This is a genomic window from Mycobacterium sp. PSTR-4-N (assembly GCF_022348085.1).
GTDB lineage: Bacteria > Actinomycetota > Actinomycetes > Mycobacteriales > Mycobacteriaceae > Mycobacterium.
On the sequence record NZ_JAKRFN010000007.1, the window covers coordinates 48944 to 65331 of the forward strand.

Genomic DNA, 16388 nt, shown 5'->3' on the forward strand with positions numbered 1-16388 from the left:
CGCGATATACGCGCCAACACCCGAGCCGCCCACCCGCTCAAACTAACCGGCCGACAACCCCACAACCACGCCCCAAGACAACCAAAAACAGACAACCATCAGACAATCGCGGGCGCGCTGGCCCCGGCGGTGATTGCGGCGTAGACCACGTCGGCAAGGTCACCGTTCTGCCAGCAAAGAAGGGTCTCCATTCTGCGGCACTGAGCGAAATCATGCTGATAGGCCGCCAATTGGTGCGGTTCCTCCACACCCATCAGTCCCGGCCGCTGAGATCCCGCCATCAACCGATCCATCTCGTACTGGGCGGACAAATCATCCCACTCGCGCTCAGTGGGCCACTGCGCGGCAATGATCGAACGGGCTACCGACATCGCGGCCGTCGACATCTCCGGACCAGAGAACACCACCTGCTGAGTCAGCTGCCGCGCGTACCTCTCTGCCTCATCGGCGTCGCGCTGCAACCCAACGAACAACGCCGGTGCGATCGTCTCCAGGCGATGCGACCGACCCCTGGTCAGAGCCGACGCCTCAGCTTCGCTCGGCGGCCCCGACGGCGTCACACCAATCGCCACATCGGGTATGGCAGAACGCACCTCGTCAGAATCCTGCGCCCACGTCGTCGCCACAGCTGACAATGCATCGCCACGCAGCCGCACCGCCCTCAACACGGTCTCGGCGGGGTTGAACCACCCAAACCAACGCGCATCGAAATTAGAATCGAAGTGCGCCGCCAGCGGCATGGACCTCCGAATGTGTACCCCGGCCGGGATATAGCCCGCACCCTCGTTGGTAGTCACCCACATCTCCGGCTGACCAGACGCCCCGCGACTCACCGCCACGGCCCATTCCAGGCCGGGATAGATGACACTCGACGCCGCCGCCAGATCCGCGACGACCGCGCGCGCCGACTCCAAGTCAGTCATCGAGACGTCGCGACCCACTCGCTGGCCGCCGCCGACATCACGAACCCCAGGCAAGAACCCGGGCGCACCGGCCGCGGCCGCAGCACCACCGGCGGCACCCGCGGCCGACGCCGCAGGAACCGACCCCCCAGCACCCGCTGCACCAGGAACCGCGGACGGGGTCGCCGCAGGAGGAAGGACCGACCCGTAAGACGACATCGGAGCGGACCCGCCAGAGGATGCACCAGCGCCACCTAGGCCGCCCGCGGGGATACCGCCGCCCATCCCGCCGCTACCTGACCCGGCGGACGGGGTGGCGGACGCTGGAACGGTGGCGGCCGTCGGGGCCGCCGACGCCGGCGCGGATGCCTGACTCAAAGGTGCAGCAGACAAAGGACCCGTGGGGGTCTGCGGCGGTGCTGACGAGGCTAAGGGCGGCATGCCGCCGGCCGCGGCATTGCCCGCAGCCACACCCCGACCAAACTCACTACCCATCGACGCCGGGCCCCTGGCCGAGGAGGCCGCCGGCGCTTGCAGGCCAGAGGCCGAGCTCGACAGCCCTGCAGGCCCCTTCGCCGCACCAGACATGCCCTGCATGCCGCCCATTCCACTGCCCATGCTGCTCAACGGAGACGAACCTCCGCCACCGGAACCGCCTCCACCACTGCCCATCGACGGCGGCGACGGCATGGAAGGCATCGATGGTGGCTTGGAAGCCGTATCGCCAATTGATTGAGGAAGGCCACGGCCACTGAGTGCGGAAGGGGACACCCCCGCCGTGGCGGGATCTAACGCGCCGGGGTCCGTTGAGCCCTCAGTCTGGGGCATACCTCTGTCGAGACCGCCGCCCGGAGGCTTGTGGCCCAAGCTCTCGTCCGTCTTCGGGTCCGGTCGGGCATCGGCATCGGCGTCGGCATGGGGCATACCGCGTCCCGAATCTTCCGGTTTGTCGTGCTGGGACGGGTTGCCCGGAGGAGCCTCTGGAATACCGAACTTATTTGAGAGGGAAGTAGTTTCATCGCCAACCTGCTCGACGAGCTGGCCGCGGAACCCCTCGATGAGGGTGCGGTACTGGGTCGTGATGACTGCTATCTGAGCGGTGGGAACACCGCCAGGCGCATTCAAATACTTCTCGATTTCGCGGTGCGCGGTGTCGTGTGCGTCGCGGATGTTGCGCTTGGCCAGGCGAATGTGTTCGCTGAGGCGGCCATTGGTGGCGGCCACTGTGTCGCAAACGTCGACGACCGCCACATGTGCTCGATATTCAGCCGAATAGTGTTCGTAGGCGGCTTCTTTGCCGTCTCCGTCGGTCCAGTCCTGGGCGAACACGTCGTCGGTTTGACGCTTTGCGTCGCTCGCTGCCTCTTGGTGCCGGCCGCTGAGCTTCTTGAGGGTCGTCTGGGCTTGCGCTAGTTCGGTTTCGGACTCTGTCGGCCAGACTCCAGGTCCAATCAGAGCGCCGGTAAAGAGGCCCGGTTGCAGAGTGATGTCGCCGCCGCCGGGCATGCCGAACGACGGCACGTATGCGTCAGGTGTGGCCGGCTTCGCGGCGTTAAAGTGCTTGAGTAGCTTGCCGGCCTCAGAATTCGCACGATCTGCCGCGGTCTTAACCGGACCACTGTCCTGAATCGGCGTGACAATGCTGCCAGCGTGATTCGCCGACGGCATTACTTAGGCAATCCGCACGCATCGACCAGCTGGTAGATCGCGCTGGTGTTGACATCGGTAAGCCTGTTCACCTCATCTACATTTGCGAGACCGAGGGCCGCGTTGACCAAGTCGAGATCGGTCTTTACTACTTTGCGGGCAGGGGCAGCTACATCTTCAGGAGTAGCAGGGACCAGCGCATTCTGAATTGAGACGACGCTGCCTAGCGTGCGAACCAATGCGGGCAGGTTTGGCTGGCCATTCAGCCTGGCGCCCCCTTGGCTCTGCGAGCCAGCGCTCGACACGTCGAAGGCTTGGCAGACGGCTTGTTTTGCGTCGGCCTGCTGCGCAGCGGTGAACGTGGGAGCAGCCGGACTGGCGGTCGGATTGCCGGCGGGCATTGTGGGCCGGGCGATCGCGTAGGCGATGGCGGCGGTCGCTGCGACTGCGATGACCAAGAGGACTGCAGACACCAGGGCCCATAGCCACATGCGAGATGGACGCGGCGCCCGCTGTTGCACCGGCGCGGGGGCGCCGCCACTCGGCGGAGGTGTCCACCCGTAGGGCGGTGCGGGGACGTTGTGGGGCGCGCCAGCAGGATGTTGCGGAGCGCCACCATTGGTCGGTGGCGCCCAGCTGGACGTCTCGGTGCTCATGGTGTGCCCCTCCCGTGCAGGTTCACGTCGTCAGTGTGGCGGCGTTCGCTTGCTCAGTTGATTCGTACATTGCCACGCTTGTCACCGCGGCGGCTGCTGCAGTCGTTACCCGCGTCGACAGGTCGGCAAGCCGAGCTGCGATCAACCCCGCTCCCAGCGCGTTGGTTGCGCTGACATAGAGCCCCTGCGGGAGGGTGATGTCCGTGCCGGCGATGGCCGTCAATCGGGCCTGCGCTGCAGCAGCGAGCCCCGAGGCGGTGGCCTCGGTGTCGATGTGAGTCTTTGCAGCCATGGACCCGATCTTACCTGCGCAGCAGGTCAGATGTACCGCCCCAAAAAATACCGGTCTCAGGTCATTACCGTGACTCAGCGCAGCAGTGCAGCAAGTCGCGGGTCATGAGCCCATCGCTCCCCCAGTACCGCGGTCGCCGTCCACAGAGCCACCAGCGGCACTGCCGGGCCTTGCAGGCGCACCGGGGGGTAGCCGTCACCGGTGGCCAGTACGGCGGTCCACGTGTCGAGATCGGGATAGAAGCCCGTGATCTCGCAGTAAGCCAAGCTCTCCACGCCTTGTCCCCTGTCCCAGATCAGACGGTGTGTGGTGCTCCATAGGTGTGCGGTCTGACGATCGCGCCAGGTTGGCTCGGCGTCGCGCTGAGCTGCGATCTTGCGGCGACGGTTGATGGCGGCGTTGACCGCCAGGGCGCCAACTATGACCGCTGGCCGCCCGACGACGAAGTAATCACTGCGGGCGTACTGCCCGGTGCCGCCGTAGAAGAAGCTCACGTCGACATCGGCCTCGAGGAGACCTCGCTCGTCGTCGTCGAGGACGGGACCGAAGATCGCAATCTCTGACGGGATGCGACCCTCCAGGAAAGCTTGGGCGCTCAGCCTGGCCTGATCCCACCACCATTGCCAGGGGTCCTTCGGAGGCTGCGCAGGAGGTCGTTGGTTGTCAGCACGCGGGCCATGAAGGGTCTGGCGCGGCGTCGTTTGGGGCAGGACGCAGAGGTCGCCGCGTGCACTCTTCCCGTTGCTGCCGAGCTGCTCGTCCCACCACATGTGTTCGAGTATCGACTAGCGGTCCGACACTGAGCGACGCCTCTAGACTTCGATTCTGCAGCTGTCGGGCGCAGCGCGGCGAACTTCGTCCACCCCAATGGATTGCCGTGCTCGCTCGGCAGTTGCCTTTTTGGGCGGTGCAATGACGGTGGTGGAGCCGCTACCGTTTATGGACACCGAGTGTTGCCGAATCGTGAGCGCACCCAGCGCCTATGAAGGGAGGTTGTAGTGGCAAAGCTGGAGATCGACACCGCCGCCGTCACTCAGACCGCTGCTTCGGTCGCGGCCGCCGCGTCGTCGACCTCGTCGACCGGTGTCAGTGTGGCCCCTGCGGCCGCGGACCCGGTCTCTACGGCAGTCGCCCAAACTCTGCAGGCGCGCTGCTTGGCGATCACCGGATTCAGCACTTACGCCGAGGCCATCACCGGCGCGCGAGGCGCAATGCTGACCAGCAGCGCCGCGACCCACGACGAGCAGGAGCAAAGCAACGCCGCCAGCCTGCGGGGGTCGGGCGGCGGGGATGCCGGACCGATCTCGGCGCCGTCGGTGCCCAACCTGCCTATGCCGATGATTCCCACCGTGAGCGCTCCCCAGTTAGGACCGCCGCCGACTAACGGCAAGGACATCGCAACCCTGCTACACGGCGGCCCCGGACCCGCCGGGCTCCACAGTGCCGCCGACCAGATGCGCAGCCACGCGAGCGCCCTGCAAGATGCCGCAAGGCAACTGCAAAGCGGAAGCGCCGCGGTGCACACCGACTGGCAGTCCGATGCCGGAGACAAAGCCGCACAACGGATTCAAGAATTGAGTCAGTGGTACGAGCGGCACGGCGAAGCGGCCACCACCGCCGCTGCGGCGCTGGAATCCCACGCCGACAGCTACTCTCGCGCTCGCGCGAACACTCCCACCCCCGAGCAGTTCACCGACACCGAGAACCGCCTCAGGCAAGCCGCAGCGGCCAACGCCAACCCGGCCAATCTGGGCCGCTATGCACCGGTGGTGGCGGCGCTGCAGACCGAGCTGGGCGTCCTACACGCCAAGGCCACAGCGCAGTACGCCGATTACGCCCGAAGCGCCGGTAGCCCCTCGCTGGTGGGTCCTCCACTGGAACCGCCGCCGCGGCCCGGGAGCCCGTTCGCCGGCCAAGGCGACCACGGGAATGTCGACCCCGCGGCGTGGAAGAAGGGCGACAAGCGGCACTACCCGATCGTCCGAGGGCCCAACGGACTTGGGCCGTCTCAACCTGCCGACGGTCCCGGCTGGGTCGAAATTGGACCGCGCTCAGGAAACTTCGTGCGGCCCGACGAACTGCCCAATCTGACGATCAAGAACCCCGGGGACTTGGGACCGCCGCCGTTCTCCGACGCCAACGGCAACAGACACGGCTGGATGGAGCTCGTCCCGGGCAGCGGCGCCTGGGTACCGGACGACGAATTTCCCAACGCACAGATCAAACCCCCCGGCGCCCTGGGACCCTTTGGACACGAGGAATACCTGCCAGGATCGGGCATCTGGCTGCCACGCGAGGATCTCATCCCCGATCCCCGCGACCCCTCGCCCCCGGGTTATGGACAAACCATGCCAGCCAGCTTCACTCAGCCTGCTGGTTTCGCCACCAGCGCGGGTGACGGCTGGGGCGACGAGACAGAAGCAGAGATGGAAGTCCCCTTCGGTTGGGTGCAGGACTGGACGGGGAAGTGGTCGCCGCCGATACACGACCCCGGCGGAGCAATGGGAGGCGGCGGCGGCGGGCGAGCACCCATTTAGGACAACGGTTCTCGCAAGCGCACCAGCAGTTGAATAGCCTCCCCGCGCTCGGCGTCGTCGAGCCACGGCATCAACCGGATGATGGACTCCTCGGCCTCTCGCGCGGACACGGCCATCTCTGCCTCCAACGCCTCTCGCGCTTCGGCGCTGATGGAGTGTTGATGAGCCGACAGGGTCGAGCGCAGAGCGACGAGCTGGCGAGCCAGCGCGAACCGATCGCCCGTCTCCGGCGGCGCAGCCACGTCGGCCGGCGCCGCCTCTGCGGTGGACACTGCCGTCGGTGATGCTCGCTGTTCGTCGGGAGCTGTCACGCTCGCAGCGGTGCGCGGTGAAAGGCGGGCCTGATCATTCGCGGGGACCGGGTCACCGCCGGCCAGGGCGGTCTCGACGCTGCCCGGTTCCCACTGTAGGGCGTATTCGAGCGCGCGAGCCGTCGCGGGCTTGACCCGCTTCGGAGTGCGCCGGACGTGCTCGATGTTGCGGATCATGTCCACCGAGACCTCGCCGCGCTCCGCCACGTCGACCTGAGTCAAACCCAGCTCTGCGCGCCGCGAGGCGACCGCGGATGCGAGGTTCTCCCAGGACGACATGATGGGCATATCTTGCCCTAGCCGCCGGGAAAAAACCCGCTTCTGCGCTGACCAGCCATGATAAATCAAGCTAACCCGGCACCTCTTGGGCGTTTTCAACAGGCCCGAGCTGTGCAGAACGGGCACTCAGGGGACGCTCGCATCGCTTGCGCGGCGGCCCAAGGCGAGGTGCGAGCGAGAGACTGCCCGGCCGACTGTGAAAAATCATGGATGCGAGATAGGCCAGCACTGACGCCGTGGGCCTCTGAGCTGCATTTATTTCGTACTTACGTGTCTTCGCAAAACGTCGAACTCGGGAATGGGCGGTCACAAAGGTGCAAAACCGTGAAAAATCCTGCTATGTTAGTTTCCGTAAGCATGAAAAATCACAGTAGGCACCGTCCCGGGAGGCAGTCCGATGGGTCAGCACAACGCCACAGTCCATGCCGCATCCGGCCCGCGTGGGATCGACCACGGCAGCCGCGTCGAGGTGCGGACGTACCGGACCAGTGAGACCACCCCCTGCCAAACGGTCGACCCGAATCGGACCCGTAATGGCTCGGAACTATGGTTCTCGCAGTTCAAGGACCGCGTCATGGCGGTTCGCGGGTGCCAAGAGTGCCCCTTCATTGGTCGCTGCGGCTTCAACGCCGTCGCCCGGCGCGAGGAGTACGGCGTATGGGGCGGGCTGTCGCTGCCGGGTGACAAGAGCGGTTTGCAACACCTGGAAGCGGCTTACGACTTCCTGCTGGCGCAATTCGAAGCGCGTCGCCACATCGAGCTACCCGGACTGCCCGCACCAGCGATGCCGTCCGCCTCGATCCGCCGTCGTAGCGCAGGTGACGACAACGAGGCCGATGGCTCCGCTGACGCGGCATAAGCATGGTCACCGCCCCGTGCATCAACCCCACCTCCAGAGCGCTGAAGGGCACACCCGAGAGCCCCGCCGACTCGACGTGGGTTGAGGTCGAGCGCACATTCCACCAAGCGCTCGTCTGTCAGGCCTGGCCGATCACGGACGGACAGCTGAGGAGCTCAATCAGCTGCTTCAGGAGTGGGAACGCGTCGGTGGCCACTGGATGCCGGCTGAGCCTCACAAACCGATCGGTTCGGTCCGCGCGGCGATCGCATGGCACTTGCGGCACAACAACCCCTAGGACCGGCCCGCCGCGGTGAAGCAGGCCATAGAGGAACAGCGGCAACTCCGGCGCGAGGAGGAGCGACGGCAGGTCAGGGGCCGAGGCCGAAGCATTGCAGGCCACGCGCAATCGCTCCGCCGCGGCCGACGCCGAGTTGCGGGCCCGCGCCGATTCGCCTTATCTGTTGCGAACCGCGCTGGTTGGATCGTCTAAGCCCGTCGAGCGGTTGGGGACATGTGTGCGGATGGCTGCGACTATTTGTTGGTGCACATGTGACCGATGGCTGGCCGAGCTGTGCTGGTGACTGCACCAGCCTCGGTGCGACCGACCGGCCGGTGCGATGCCGCGGCGCGGCCCGGCCCGGCTGGCTGCCGGCGCTTGTGCTGGGGCTGCATGCCGCACTGTTCGTTGCATCGTGTGGTGTCGTCACATTTGTCGGTCCCAGCCTGAACAACGACTGCGCCTAGGTGAGTGCGCCTACAGAAGCGATGCCGGGCGGTTGTGGTGGTGGGGCGGGACGCCCTCACCTTCGGTGAATGGGGTTCGCTACAAACTCGTCGTTCGAGGACTCCTCGCCGGCTACGGGGTCGTGATGTGAATGCCACGCACCATGGTGTCCAGATCACTGCGGATGGGCTCCGATGAGGAGTTGGCGGGCCGGTAGCCGATCTGCACGCCGTAGAACGTGCCGTCGACCTGAATAACGATTTGCGACTGGTAACCGGTGGTGGGGTGCGCGTCCGCCTCAGTGGGCTTGGGGGTGATCAGGTAGTACCGCAGAGCGTGACCGCACGCCGTCGCCGACGACGGACCCTCGACGGTGGTGCCGTCGGCACGCCTCGCTTGAACGATGCTGTCGACCAAATCGTCGAGCGTGGCATCGACGGTCGGTGGCGCGCCGACGGGAATCACCTGATCAACGGACGCCATGAAGACTGAGGCCTCGGAACCGCCTTCCGGGGTTGGACCGATCAGGAACACCGGCGCAGGCCCTGCCGTGCTCCGGTCGGACGCCATCATCTCCTGGGCCCGTCGTGCCACGTCCTCGTTGATCTCCCAGCCCGGCGGCTGAGGTACGCGCACGGAGACCGGCCCGCTGCTGGGGACGTCGAGCCAGCGCCCAACGTTGACGTCCTGGCATCCGACCTGGGACGGCGCCAACATAGGTGCCTCGCTACCGCCGCAGCCCACCACGGCGCAGGCGGCCATCAACACGGCGATGGCACGCTTGCCGAATCCGGTACCAGCGGTCCTACCCGTCATGATCGAAGCCTAAGGGACGCATCGGAGGCCGACTGACGGTACTCGACCACATCGATACCGCCGCGCGCTTGCCACAAAATTCCGATCTGGTTGCTAGACAGCGCATTCGACGAAAGTGATTGCTCCTGGCTGCGGCGTTCCTGAGGTTTCAGGCGTCAAGCGGCGGTGGTGCGACGTAGCGCTCACCAAGAGCATCCGGGTCGAACTGTGGGTCGGTAGGGACGAGGTACTTCACGAACAGGCCCTGCATTTGCGCGGTGAGCTGGTTACGAGTCTCTCGTAAGACGCTGGTGATGAGTTCTTCCAGTTCGACGTTGGTATAGACGTTCAGCGCCTCGGGAGCGATGTCGAGGTCCACCAGGTTTCCATTGCTGTCGAAACGAGCGCGCACATCGTCATGCAGTGACGGAACGTCGATGCCGTCGACGGCATCCAGGAATGCCTTGTTGCGAGCACGCATGTGGGCTAACGCGGCCTCGGCCTGGGCGACGTACTGGTCGTCAGTCAACGTCACGATTGCTTGTCCCTTCTCTCAGTGCGTGATTCACGTGCCTCGACCCTGCCCTTGACAGGTTCGGCGTTCGGCGGGGTGGTCAACCGGAGTCGCTTCTCCTCGTAGAGCCGCTTGTCATCCTCACCACCGCCGCCGCGGCCGGGGCCACCCATCATCGGAGGCATCATGCCGCCCATAGGGGCCCCCATTCCCGCTCCGCCGCTGCCGCCGATTGGCGACGGCGCACTGCCCACTGTCGGTGCGGGTGCTACTGCCGGCGCCGCGGCCGCCGACGCGGGCGCGGCGGACAGGCCCGCGCCGTCACCGGCCGAGGCGGGCTGGGTGTCACCGGGCTGCGCTCCACCGCCGCCGTCGCCAAGTCCGAGATCGTCGGGCCCCCCGCCCTCCCCGGAGGAGAGGTCACCCATTTCCGGCTCGCCGGCCGACATGCCCTGTAGCGCCGACGCTCCGCCCTGGGCGAGGCCGCTGACGAGTTGGGTCCCCGTCTGCTGGACCTTCTCCGCAGCACCGCTTAGGGCTCCCAGGAGGCCACCAGCGGCTCCCGCCACGACACCAAAGATGGTGGGCAGCAAGGTCTGCATGAGATCACCGCCGCTCGGGTCGCCCGCGGCCGCTCCGTCAAGTCCCGCTGTAGCAGGGTCGCCGGCCCCCGGGGGAGCTTCACCTGACCCCTCCTTCGGCGACCCCGGCCCACCAGCTCCCGCTTCCCCAAGACCACCTGTTGCAGTGCTTGCGACATTGGGACCCAGCGGCTTGGCGTCGAGCTTGCTGCCGTTGGTGTACGTGGTGTAGCTACTCACCGCCTGCTGATGTGCGGCGGCCAAATCGGTCTGCAGCTTGGTCACCATCGCGGTGTAACGGCCGCCGCTTTGGGCATTGGCCGCCGCGGCGGCGCGCAACCGCTGCTCTAGGTCGGCGAACTGCTCAGGAGTGGGGGTGTTGGCACGTGCCTGACGAAAGTTGTTGGCCTGCGCGGCTGCATCTCGGGAAAGCGCCCGCGACTGATCGGCGTGGCGCGTGTATGTCGATTCCAGCGAGGCCAGGTGCGTGGTGGCGCGAGCAGAGGCCGCGGAGTCCCAGCTCTGCTCGCTGCTCCACCGCGCCGAACGCACCGTCTGCGCCGCCGACTCGAGCTGGGCGGCGTGGGTGTTCAGCGCCGTCGCCGCAGACTCCAGCGCTTCGGGGCCGGGGCCGCCGTGAAGGAGGGCAGCGATCTCTCGTCCCGACGTGGGTTGGACTCCCCCACTGGCGGGTGCGACAGGGGCCAGGGTCGGCGCGTGGCCTGATGTCGGGCCGGCCAGCACCGGAGTGGCCTGCGCACTCCCTCGGGACGCGCTGGCCAGAGACGCCGCGTTGGCCTGTTCCTGCTCCTCGTACGTTATGGCGTTCTGATCGAGCCGACCAGCGGCGTGCGCCGTCTTATCGTTCAAAGCCATTGTGGCGTTGATTAACTCGGTGATCGACGACGTCAGCGCAGACGCGACGCCCACCGACGTCGAATCCGCCGCGCACGGTGTCACCGCCGGCGGTGGTGCGGCCGCTGCCGCAGGCGCCCCCGACAGGGCTGCCCCGGCGGCGCGGACGCCGTCGGGATCGATGAACGCGTGTGCGCTGTCGGACATGAACGCCCAGGGCTCAGCTTCTCAGCATCTGCTGGTTGTCGCGTTCCTGGTCCACATAGGTCTGCACACTGAGACGGATGTGGGCTGCGACGGCCTGCGCATTCGCACTCATCCGCTGACCGAGTTCGTCACGGGCGGCCAGCGTCGCCGCATAGGCGGCCCCCACCGTGGACGACCCGATCTTGCCGAAGGCCTGCTGCGCCGTCTCCAGAGTGGCGGGGTCGACGGCCAGGCGCTCGCGGGCGGCCTCGCTCTCCTGGTCCCACCAGGAAGCGTGGTCTTGCCACGCCTCGACGTCTACTACAAGGCGATCAGCCACGGTGCGGTCCTCTCAGTCGGAGCGGTTGTTTGCCCAGCTTAAGCCGGTGAACACGGTTGCGCGGTGCCCTAAAAATCCAAGTATCGAGCGCGGTAGGCCGAGATCTCAACCTCGCTGGGATAGGTGTCGTCGGGCGGCATGTCGGCGCCGAGCTCGTTCATACGCTGCCGCTGCGCCAGGCGGGCTCGCATTATCGCCAGCCGATGAAGGTGTAGCAGCCGCTCACTGAGCGTGTCGGCTGACCACGTTGCATTCACCTCGGGCTCGAGCTGGACACGCACCACGCCACCGTTGCCGTCCAGCTCCACCAGCAATGCCCCGGAGCGCGAGGTCTCCAGATACGTCCGTTCCTGGATCTCGGCGTCTGACTGCATCGTGCGGACTCCCCTACGCCGTGGGGTTACCGGTCGGCGGCGCCGTGGTAACCGAAGCTGATGCCGGGGCGCTGGGTGCCGGCGCCGGCACAGCGGCCTGCGTCCCGCCCCCAGCTGCCGGCGGTCCCGTCCAGCCTAGAAAATCTGCCGAGGGGGTCAACGCACGAATTTCTTTGAGCTGACCATCCAGCCAGATTTTCCCATTCCCCATGTACATCACTGCAGGCTTGGCCTCGAACTGGGCGTAGTCCCCCGGCCGTAGACTGTTGCGGTCGACCGGATTCATCACCGGCGACCCTGCCGGCGGGATCTGATCGCCATAAGCCGCGCTCACCGAGGAACCGTTGAGCACTGCCTTCAACGCACGCTCACGTTGCGCATCCGCAGCGGTCACCGACGTGCCATCGGGCAAGGGGACCGTGTGCGGCGCGACCGCCGGGGCCGCCGCCGGGGCCGCGGCCTCGGGCGAGGTGTTCACCGCGGGCTGCACAGTTGGCTCAGTGGGAACGGGGCTGCCCGGCTCTGTTTTCTTTACTGACGAGTCATCGGTCTTGCTCGGCTCGTCAGTGAACTGATCGTCGGACTTTTCGGTCTTCGAATCGCCCTTCGTGTCGGAGAACTTCTCACCGTCGCCGCCCTGGTCCGGGGCGCTCTTGTCCGAGAACTGCGACGCCAAGCCCGGAAGGGCCGTTCCCAGGCCGCCGAGGCCGCTTAGGGCGTCCAGCGGTGAACCGCCGGCGCCGAGACCGCCAAGCATCCCCGGTAGCGCCGATCCCATCCCGGCCAACGACGACAGCGGGTCCATCCCCATCCCGCCCATGCCCAGGGGGCCCATCCCGGCCATGGGATCGGTCAAGCCGCTGTCGCCGGCAGGCGTCGTCGAGGGGACTGAATCATCGGCGGGAGGGGGCGCCGCATCCCCGCCGCCACCCCCGGCTCCCCCGCCTGCGGACTCTCCCGAACCGGACCCCGTTCCCGACCCCGTGCCGCCACCTTCGCCGGGCGCAGGGCCGGACGTGAAGTATTCCTGGCCGAGCGCGTTCATAATCGCCGCCTGCGTCTTCGCGTCAACCTGGGCGTCGCCGAGCACTTTCTGGATCTCGGCGAACTTGCCGTCCATGAACTTTTGAAACGCCATGACCGATGCCGGGTCGGCCATCTCCGGCGCAATCTGCTTTGACTTGGATTGGACGTCGGCCAAGATCGCGTTGATCTTGTCGCGGGCCTGTTGGTTGGACGCAAAGATTTGCTTGAGCAGTGCGGCGAGCTTCTCGTCGGTCAGCGACGCGCCCGTGGTGTCCTGCGTGTGTTGATCTCCCGCGCTGGTGGCGCCATCGTTGAGCCCCCCGGCGCTGTCGGCGGGCGGTGCCGGCGCCGGGGGCGGTGCAGATGGCGCGCCGCCAGGGCCGTAGAGCGCAGTGTTGGTGCGCTGCAACGGGGTCTGAGACGGCGGCTGATCGTCGTCGCCGAACACACGGCCGACCGCGCCCACCACCTTGGCCACGTTGACCACCGCAGGCTCCAGCAGATCCGAGACGAGGTCGGGAACACTGGGAAGACCGAAAGTCACGAGCGAAGTCCTTTCCTCAGCACCGCCGCGCGGTCGCTCTCTACGACGCTAAGCCCGGCGGACCCTCGATAGCTACGGCCATAGGAGCCAATTCGGGGCGATCTCGGACCACCTCCAGCGCGGTCTGCCGGATGCGGGCAATGACGTCGTGATGGCTCACCCCGACCTCCTCGCCGATCGCGCGCAACGACATCGCCGGTCGCACCTCGAACAACCGCCACAGCGCCTGCGTCAACGTGTCCTCGGAGTGTGTCGTCAACCTGCCGCGCTGATGAATCTCGCGGGCGATCCCCAACCAGCGCTCTCCGCGATCGAGGTGCCTTGGCGTCATGGGCGCCCAGGCGGCGTGGGGGCTGGCGGCGTGCTCCGGCGCCTGTGTCGGGTTGAACCGCCAGAGGATCTGCACGGCGTGGGTGGACCCAAGAATTCCTGCGGGTGGGACGCAGGCCACCGCGAAGGCCAGCCATGTCGGCAGAGGCGCCGACGCCGGGAGAATGGCATGCAGCGCGTTGCCGCCGATGCTTACCAGGGAACCCAGGGCGAGCATCGACCAGAAGAATTGTCGATTCTTGCGCTGATCGGGATAGGCCGCTGTGGTCAGGATGCCCATGGTCGCCAAAACGATTGCGCCATCGACGATTCCAGGCCACAGGTATGGTAACCAGTCCGCCCAACTTCCGGTCCGCCGAGCGAGGTCGCTCAGCGCCGCAAAAGACAGGACGAAACTCGACACGGCGATGCCTGCGGTGATAGTCACTGCCACCGCGCGACTCGCTCGTACCAGAGTCGGTACCCCGCGAAGTCGCACGCCGCCCTCCGACCCGAGCCCCCGTACGTCAATCTGCTCCCCAGGCGGTGGGCTGACTCCTCGATCGTCATCGGCGATGACGGTTCCCACATCGTCTAGTGCGGTCATCGATCGCTTCCTCCAAGACAGGTGTCCACCACAGCACATCGATGTGGATGCTTGACCTCCATCCAACAGCGCCTGTGGTGCAACAGCTATGCGCCAAAGAATCCAGTGCGAGTCAAGGCAGCGGTGCACATGAACACACTGAGGACCTAGGGGCGGTGCACAGCGTGTCACCGCGTGCCAGCCTGATTGGCGTGCTTCCCGATGCAGCCCACGCAAGTGGTGTTCCGGCCGTACGCCGGCATCTTCCACGACAGGACCGCGGCCGCGCCGCCGGATCGATCCGACACCTCGCGTTCAGGAGTACTCCCGCTTCGACGACCAATGTTGGGGCGCAGTGTCACTCGCTCGGTCACGAAATGCCGACTCCGGACGGTGGCTCTCCGTGCCACACATGATGCCGGGGGCAACATTGACGCGCACGCATCTGCATGTGGGGCCGCGAGGACCCGCGACCGCTGTTACCTGTGTGAAAGATGGTGCGGCGTGTCTTCCCCGCCACCGGCTGCTTCGTGCGGCATGCTCACACCCAAGCGCGGATATCCGCGGTGCCGGCTCAACGTTCGATGTCTGTGGGCGGCGTACGTCCAAGCGCGGATATCCGCGCCGGAAACGGCTCAACCCAGGAGAGGAGACCCGACCAACAGGAACCCAGGCTGACCGCTGAAATCGTCAGCCACACAACTACATAACTTCTCGGAAAGCACCTAAACGACGAAACCCCCGGCCCGAAGGACCGAGGGTCGTCAAGTTCGAGTTGCCGCTCGAACCCAGTTGCTTTCACGCCACTCCCCCTTGCTGAAGGGAATCGTCTTGAAAGACGCGTTCCACGGTAGCGCACGCATTCCACACGGTCCATATGCCGCGCACCGTGACCTCGCCGATGTCACCACTCGTCCCTATCACGGTTCCGGCCCGTCGCTGCGCCGCCGGGGCACGGCCCACACCGCGCCGGTATGGATCCGTCGCGCCAGCGGACACTGCTTCGATCGCCTTCCCCGTATTGCCCTCGACGTCAACGTGCAATGGGGCGCCATCCCATGCTGGAGCGGTCGAGCGCGACGCTGGGCACACGAAACCGTTCCTGCGGCCTACCGCCTGCGCTACAACACCCACGTACGTCCGGTCATGCCCAACAATCCAGTAAGCCTCAAATCTGTTGTTGCGGTGGCCGAAGCGCGCGCATCGTTCGCCGACCACCGGACCGGACGCAACTGCCGGCCCACCAATGAACGCATCGCTCAACTCACCGGGCTATCGGTACGCACCGTACAGCGCGCCTCCACAGCCCTGCGGCTCCTTGGAGTCGCCACCGAAGTGATGCGGGGCAGGCAACGCACCCGCGCCGAGCGCTACGCCAGCTGGCGCGTCGGCGACCGCGGTCGCGGCTGGGCATCGGTGTGGGCGTTGCACGACAGCAGATTTCACCGGCTGTCACCCCATCCCGAAGGGTCTCTTTTAGAGAACCAACCTTCTGTTAAGAATTCACTCACTACCAGCACCCGACCAAAGGCCGGTCGCAGCGCCGCTCCGCGTCGCACAGCACCTAGTCCGCAAGCGCTAACCCTGGCGAACCGATGGATCTGTGACCGGCACAGCCCGCCGTGGGCCCGGCGCTACCGCACCGGCGCCCCCTGGGCCCGACTACTCACGACCGTCGCCGAGCACGGCTGGACGCCGCGGGACCTCAACCAGGCCATCACCGACTGGATCGGAACCGGACATTGGATTCCCGACGCCCCGCACAAGCCAATCGGCCTGCTGGGCGCCATCCTTGCAGCTCATGGAAACCCGGCCGAACGACCCTCAGCCCTCGAGGAAGCCCGCGAAGCTGCCGAGTTCACCTTGACGCGCAAGCGCATTGCGGCCCAGTTCGCCGAACGAGACGCAGCCCTGCGGGCACGCCAAGCGGCCCGAGCGGCGCTAAGCGGATCGGGCCGCCGAGCAGCGCTCGATATCGCCCGACAAGCCGCGCAACGAGCTCTACAGCGTCGCGCTGAAGCCGACCGCCTCGCGCACGAGGAACGCCGCACCCGGGTCGACGAGATCCGTGGCATCCCAGCGAACTGAC

General features: G+C 66.4%; 15 protein-coding genes. 3 read left to right on the forward strand and 12 right to left on the reverse strand.

All coding sequences use genetic code 11. The features are described from left to right. Positions 1-98: 98 nt before the first annotated feature. From MHN84_RS12195 to MHN84_RS12210, 4 genes are all read right to left on the reverse strand, one after another. The gene (locus MHN84_RS12195) at positions 99-2570 is read right to left on the reverse strand and encodes a hypothetical protein (RefSeq protein WP_241204904.1); all 2472 of its coding nucleotides are present in this window, start codon (positions 2568-2570) and stop codon (positions 99-101) included. Next, positions 2570-3022 (reverse strand): hypothetical protein, encoded by a 453-nt coding sequence (locus tag MHN84_RS12200; protein WP_241204905.1) that lies wholly within the window; start codon positions 3020-3022, stop codon positions 2570-2572. Before MHN84_RS12200 ends, MHN84_RS12195 begins: the two co-directional genes overlap by 1 nt. 205 nt (positions 3023-3227) lie before the next feature. Then, positions 3228-3497, reverse strand: a complete 270-nt coding sequence (locus MHN84_RS12205; protein WP_043416181.1) for a hypothetical protein — start codon at positions 3495-3497, stop codon at positions 3228-3230. 74 nt (positions 3498-3571) lie between these two features. Next, complete coding sequence (locus MHN84_RS12210) at positions 3572-4267, reverse strand: hypothetical protein (protein WP_241204906.1); 696 nt, start codon at positions 4265-4267, stop codon at positions 3572-3574. Positions 4268-4495: 228 nt separating this feature from the next. Between MHN84_RS12210 and MHN84_RS12215 the strand changes: the two genes are divergently transcribed. After that, on the forward strand, positions 4496-6034 hold the full coding sequence (locus MHN84_RS12215; protein WP_241204907.1) for a WXG100 family type VII secretion target: 1539 nt from the start codon (positions 4496-4498) through the stop codon (positions 6032-6034). On the opposite strand, the gene MHN84_RS12220 is transcribed toward MHN84_RS12215, so the two are convergent. Further along, complete coding sequence (locus MHN84_RS12220) at positions 6031-6633, reverse strand: helix-turn-helix transcriptional regulator (RefSeq protein ID WP_052429210.1); 603 nt, start codon at positions 6631-6633, stop codon at positions 6031-6033. The genes MHN84_RS12215 and MHN84_RS12220 overlap by 4 nt on opposite strands. Before the next feature lie 388 nt (positions 6634-7021). On the opposite strand from MHN84_RS12220, the gene MHN84_RS12225 reads away from it, so the two are divergent. Then, positions 7022-7483, forward strand: a complete 462-nt coding sequence (locus MHN84_RS12225; RefSeq protein ID WP_241204908.1) for a WhiB family transcriptional regulator — start codon at positions 7022-7024, stop codon at positions 7481-7483. Between the two features lie 838 nt (positions 7484-8321). Here MHN84_RS12225 and MHN84_RS12230 read toward each other — a convergent pair. From MHN84_RS12230 to MHN84_RS12260, 7 genes are all read right to left on the reverse strand, one after another. Continuing rightward, on the reverse strand, positions 8322-9005 hold the full coding sequence (locus MHN84_RS12230; RefSeq protein WP_043416194.1) for a hypothetical protein: 684 nt from the start codon (positions 9003-9005) through the stop codon (positions 8322-8324). A gap of 148 nt (positions 9006-9153) precedes the next feature. Then, positions 9154-9519 (reverse strand): YbaB/EbfC family nucleoid-associated protein, encoded by a 366-nt coding sequence (locus MHN84_RS12235; protein ID WP_043416196.1) that lies wholly within the window; start codon positions 9517-9519, stop codon positions 9154-9156. After that, positions 9516-11141, reverse strand: coding sequence for a PPE domain-containing protein (locus MHN84_RS29820; RefSeq protein ID WP_304654311.1), 1626 nt, complete (start codon positions 11139-11141; stop codon positions 9516-9518). Before MHN84_RS29820 ends, MHN84_RS12235 begins: the two co-directional genes overlap by 4 nt. A gap of 13 nt (positions 11142-11154) precedes the next feature. Continuing rightward, positions 11155-11460, reverse strand: a complete 306-nt coding sequence (locus MHN84_RS12245; protein WP_241204909.1) for a type VII secretion target — start codon at positions 11458-11460, stop codon at positions 11155-11157. Positions 11461-11528: 68 nt separating this feature from the next. Further along, the gene (locus MHN84_RS12250; protein ID WP_043416204.1) at positions 11529-11834 is read right to left on the reverse strand and encodes a YbaB/EbfC family nucleoid-associated protein; all 306 of its coding nucleotides are present in this window, start codon (positions 11832-11834) and stop codon (positions 11529-11531) included. A gap of 13 nt (positions 11835-11847) precedes the next feature. Beyond that, entirely contained in the window at positions 11848-13338 is a 1491-nt protein-coding gene (locus tag MHN84_RS12255) for a DUF4226 domain-containing protein (protein ID WP_241204910.1), read from the reverse strand. Between the two features lie 106 nt (positions 13339-13444). Further along, on the reverse strand, positions 13445-14359 hold the full coding sequence (locus MHN84_RS12260; RefSeq protein ID WP_308192942.1) for a DUF2637 domain-containing protein: 915 nt from the start codon (positions 14357-14359) through the stop codon (positions 13445-13447). Between the two features lie 771 nt (positions 14360-15130). Between MHN84_RS12260 and MHN84_RS12265 the strand changes: the two genes are divergently transcribed. Next, on the forward strand, positions 15131-16387 hold the full coding sequence (locus MHN84_RS12265) for a helix-turn-helix domain-containing protein (RefSeq protein ID WP_241204912.1): 1257 nt from the start codon (positions 15131-15133) through the stop codon (positions 16385-16387). The last annotated feature ends 1 nt before the right edge of the window (position 16388 follow it).

Bases quoted from the DNA above. Each gene is read 5' to 3' on its own strand.
- MHN84_RS12195 (WP_241204904.1), bottom strand. From the start codon at position 2,570: ATGCCGTCGGCGAATCACGCTGGCAGCATTGTCACGCCGATTCAGGAC.
- MHN84_RS12205 (WP_043416181.1), bottom strand. From the start codon at position 3,497: ATGGCTGCAAAGACTCACATCGACACCGAGGCCACCGCCTCGGGGCTC.
- MHN84_RS12210 (WP_241204906.1), bottom strand. From the start codon at position 4,267: ATGTGGTGGGACGAGCAGCTCGGCAGCAACGGGAAGAGTGCACGCGGC.
- MHN84_RS12220 (WP_052429210.1), bottom strand. From the start codon at position 6,633: ATGCCCATCATGTCGTCCTGGGAGAACCTCGCATCCGCGGTCGCCTCG.
- MHN84_RS12225 (WP_241204908.1), top strand. From the start codon at position 7,022: ATGGGTCAGCACAACGCCACAGTCCATGCCGCATCCGGCCCGCGTGGG.
- MHN84_RS12230 (WP_043416194.1), bottom strand. From the start codon at position 9,005: ATGACGGGTAGGACCGCTGGTACCGGATTCGGCAAGCGTGCCATCGCC.
- MHN84_RS29820 (WP_304654311.1), bottom strand. From the start codon at position 11,141: ATGTCCGACAGCGCACACGCGTTCATCGATCCCGACGGCGTCCGCGCC.
- MHN84_RS12250 (WP_043416204.1), bottom strand. From the start codon at position 11,834: ATGCAGTCAGACGCCGAGATCCAGGAACGGACGTATCTGGAGACCTCG.
- MHN84_RS12260 (WP_308192942.1), bottom strand. From the start codon at position 14,359: ATGTGCTGTGGTGGACACCTGTCTTGGAGGAAGCGATCGATGACCGCA.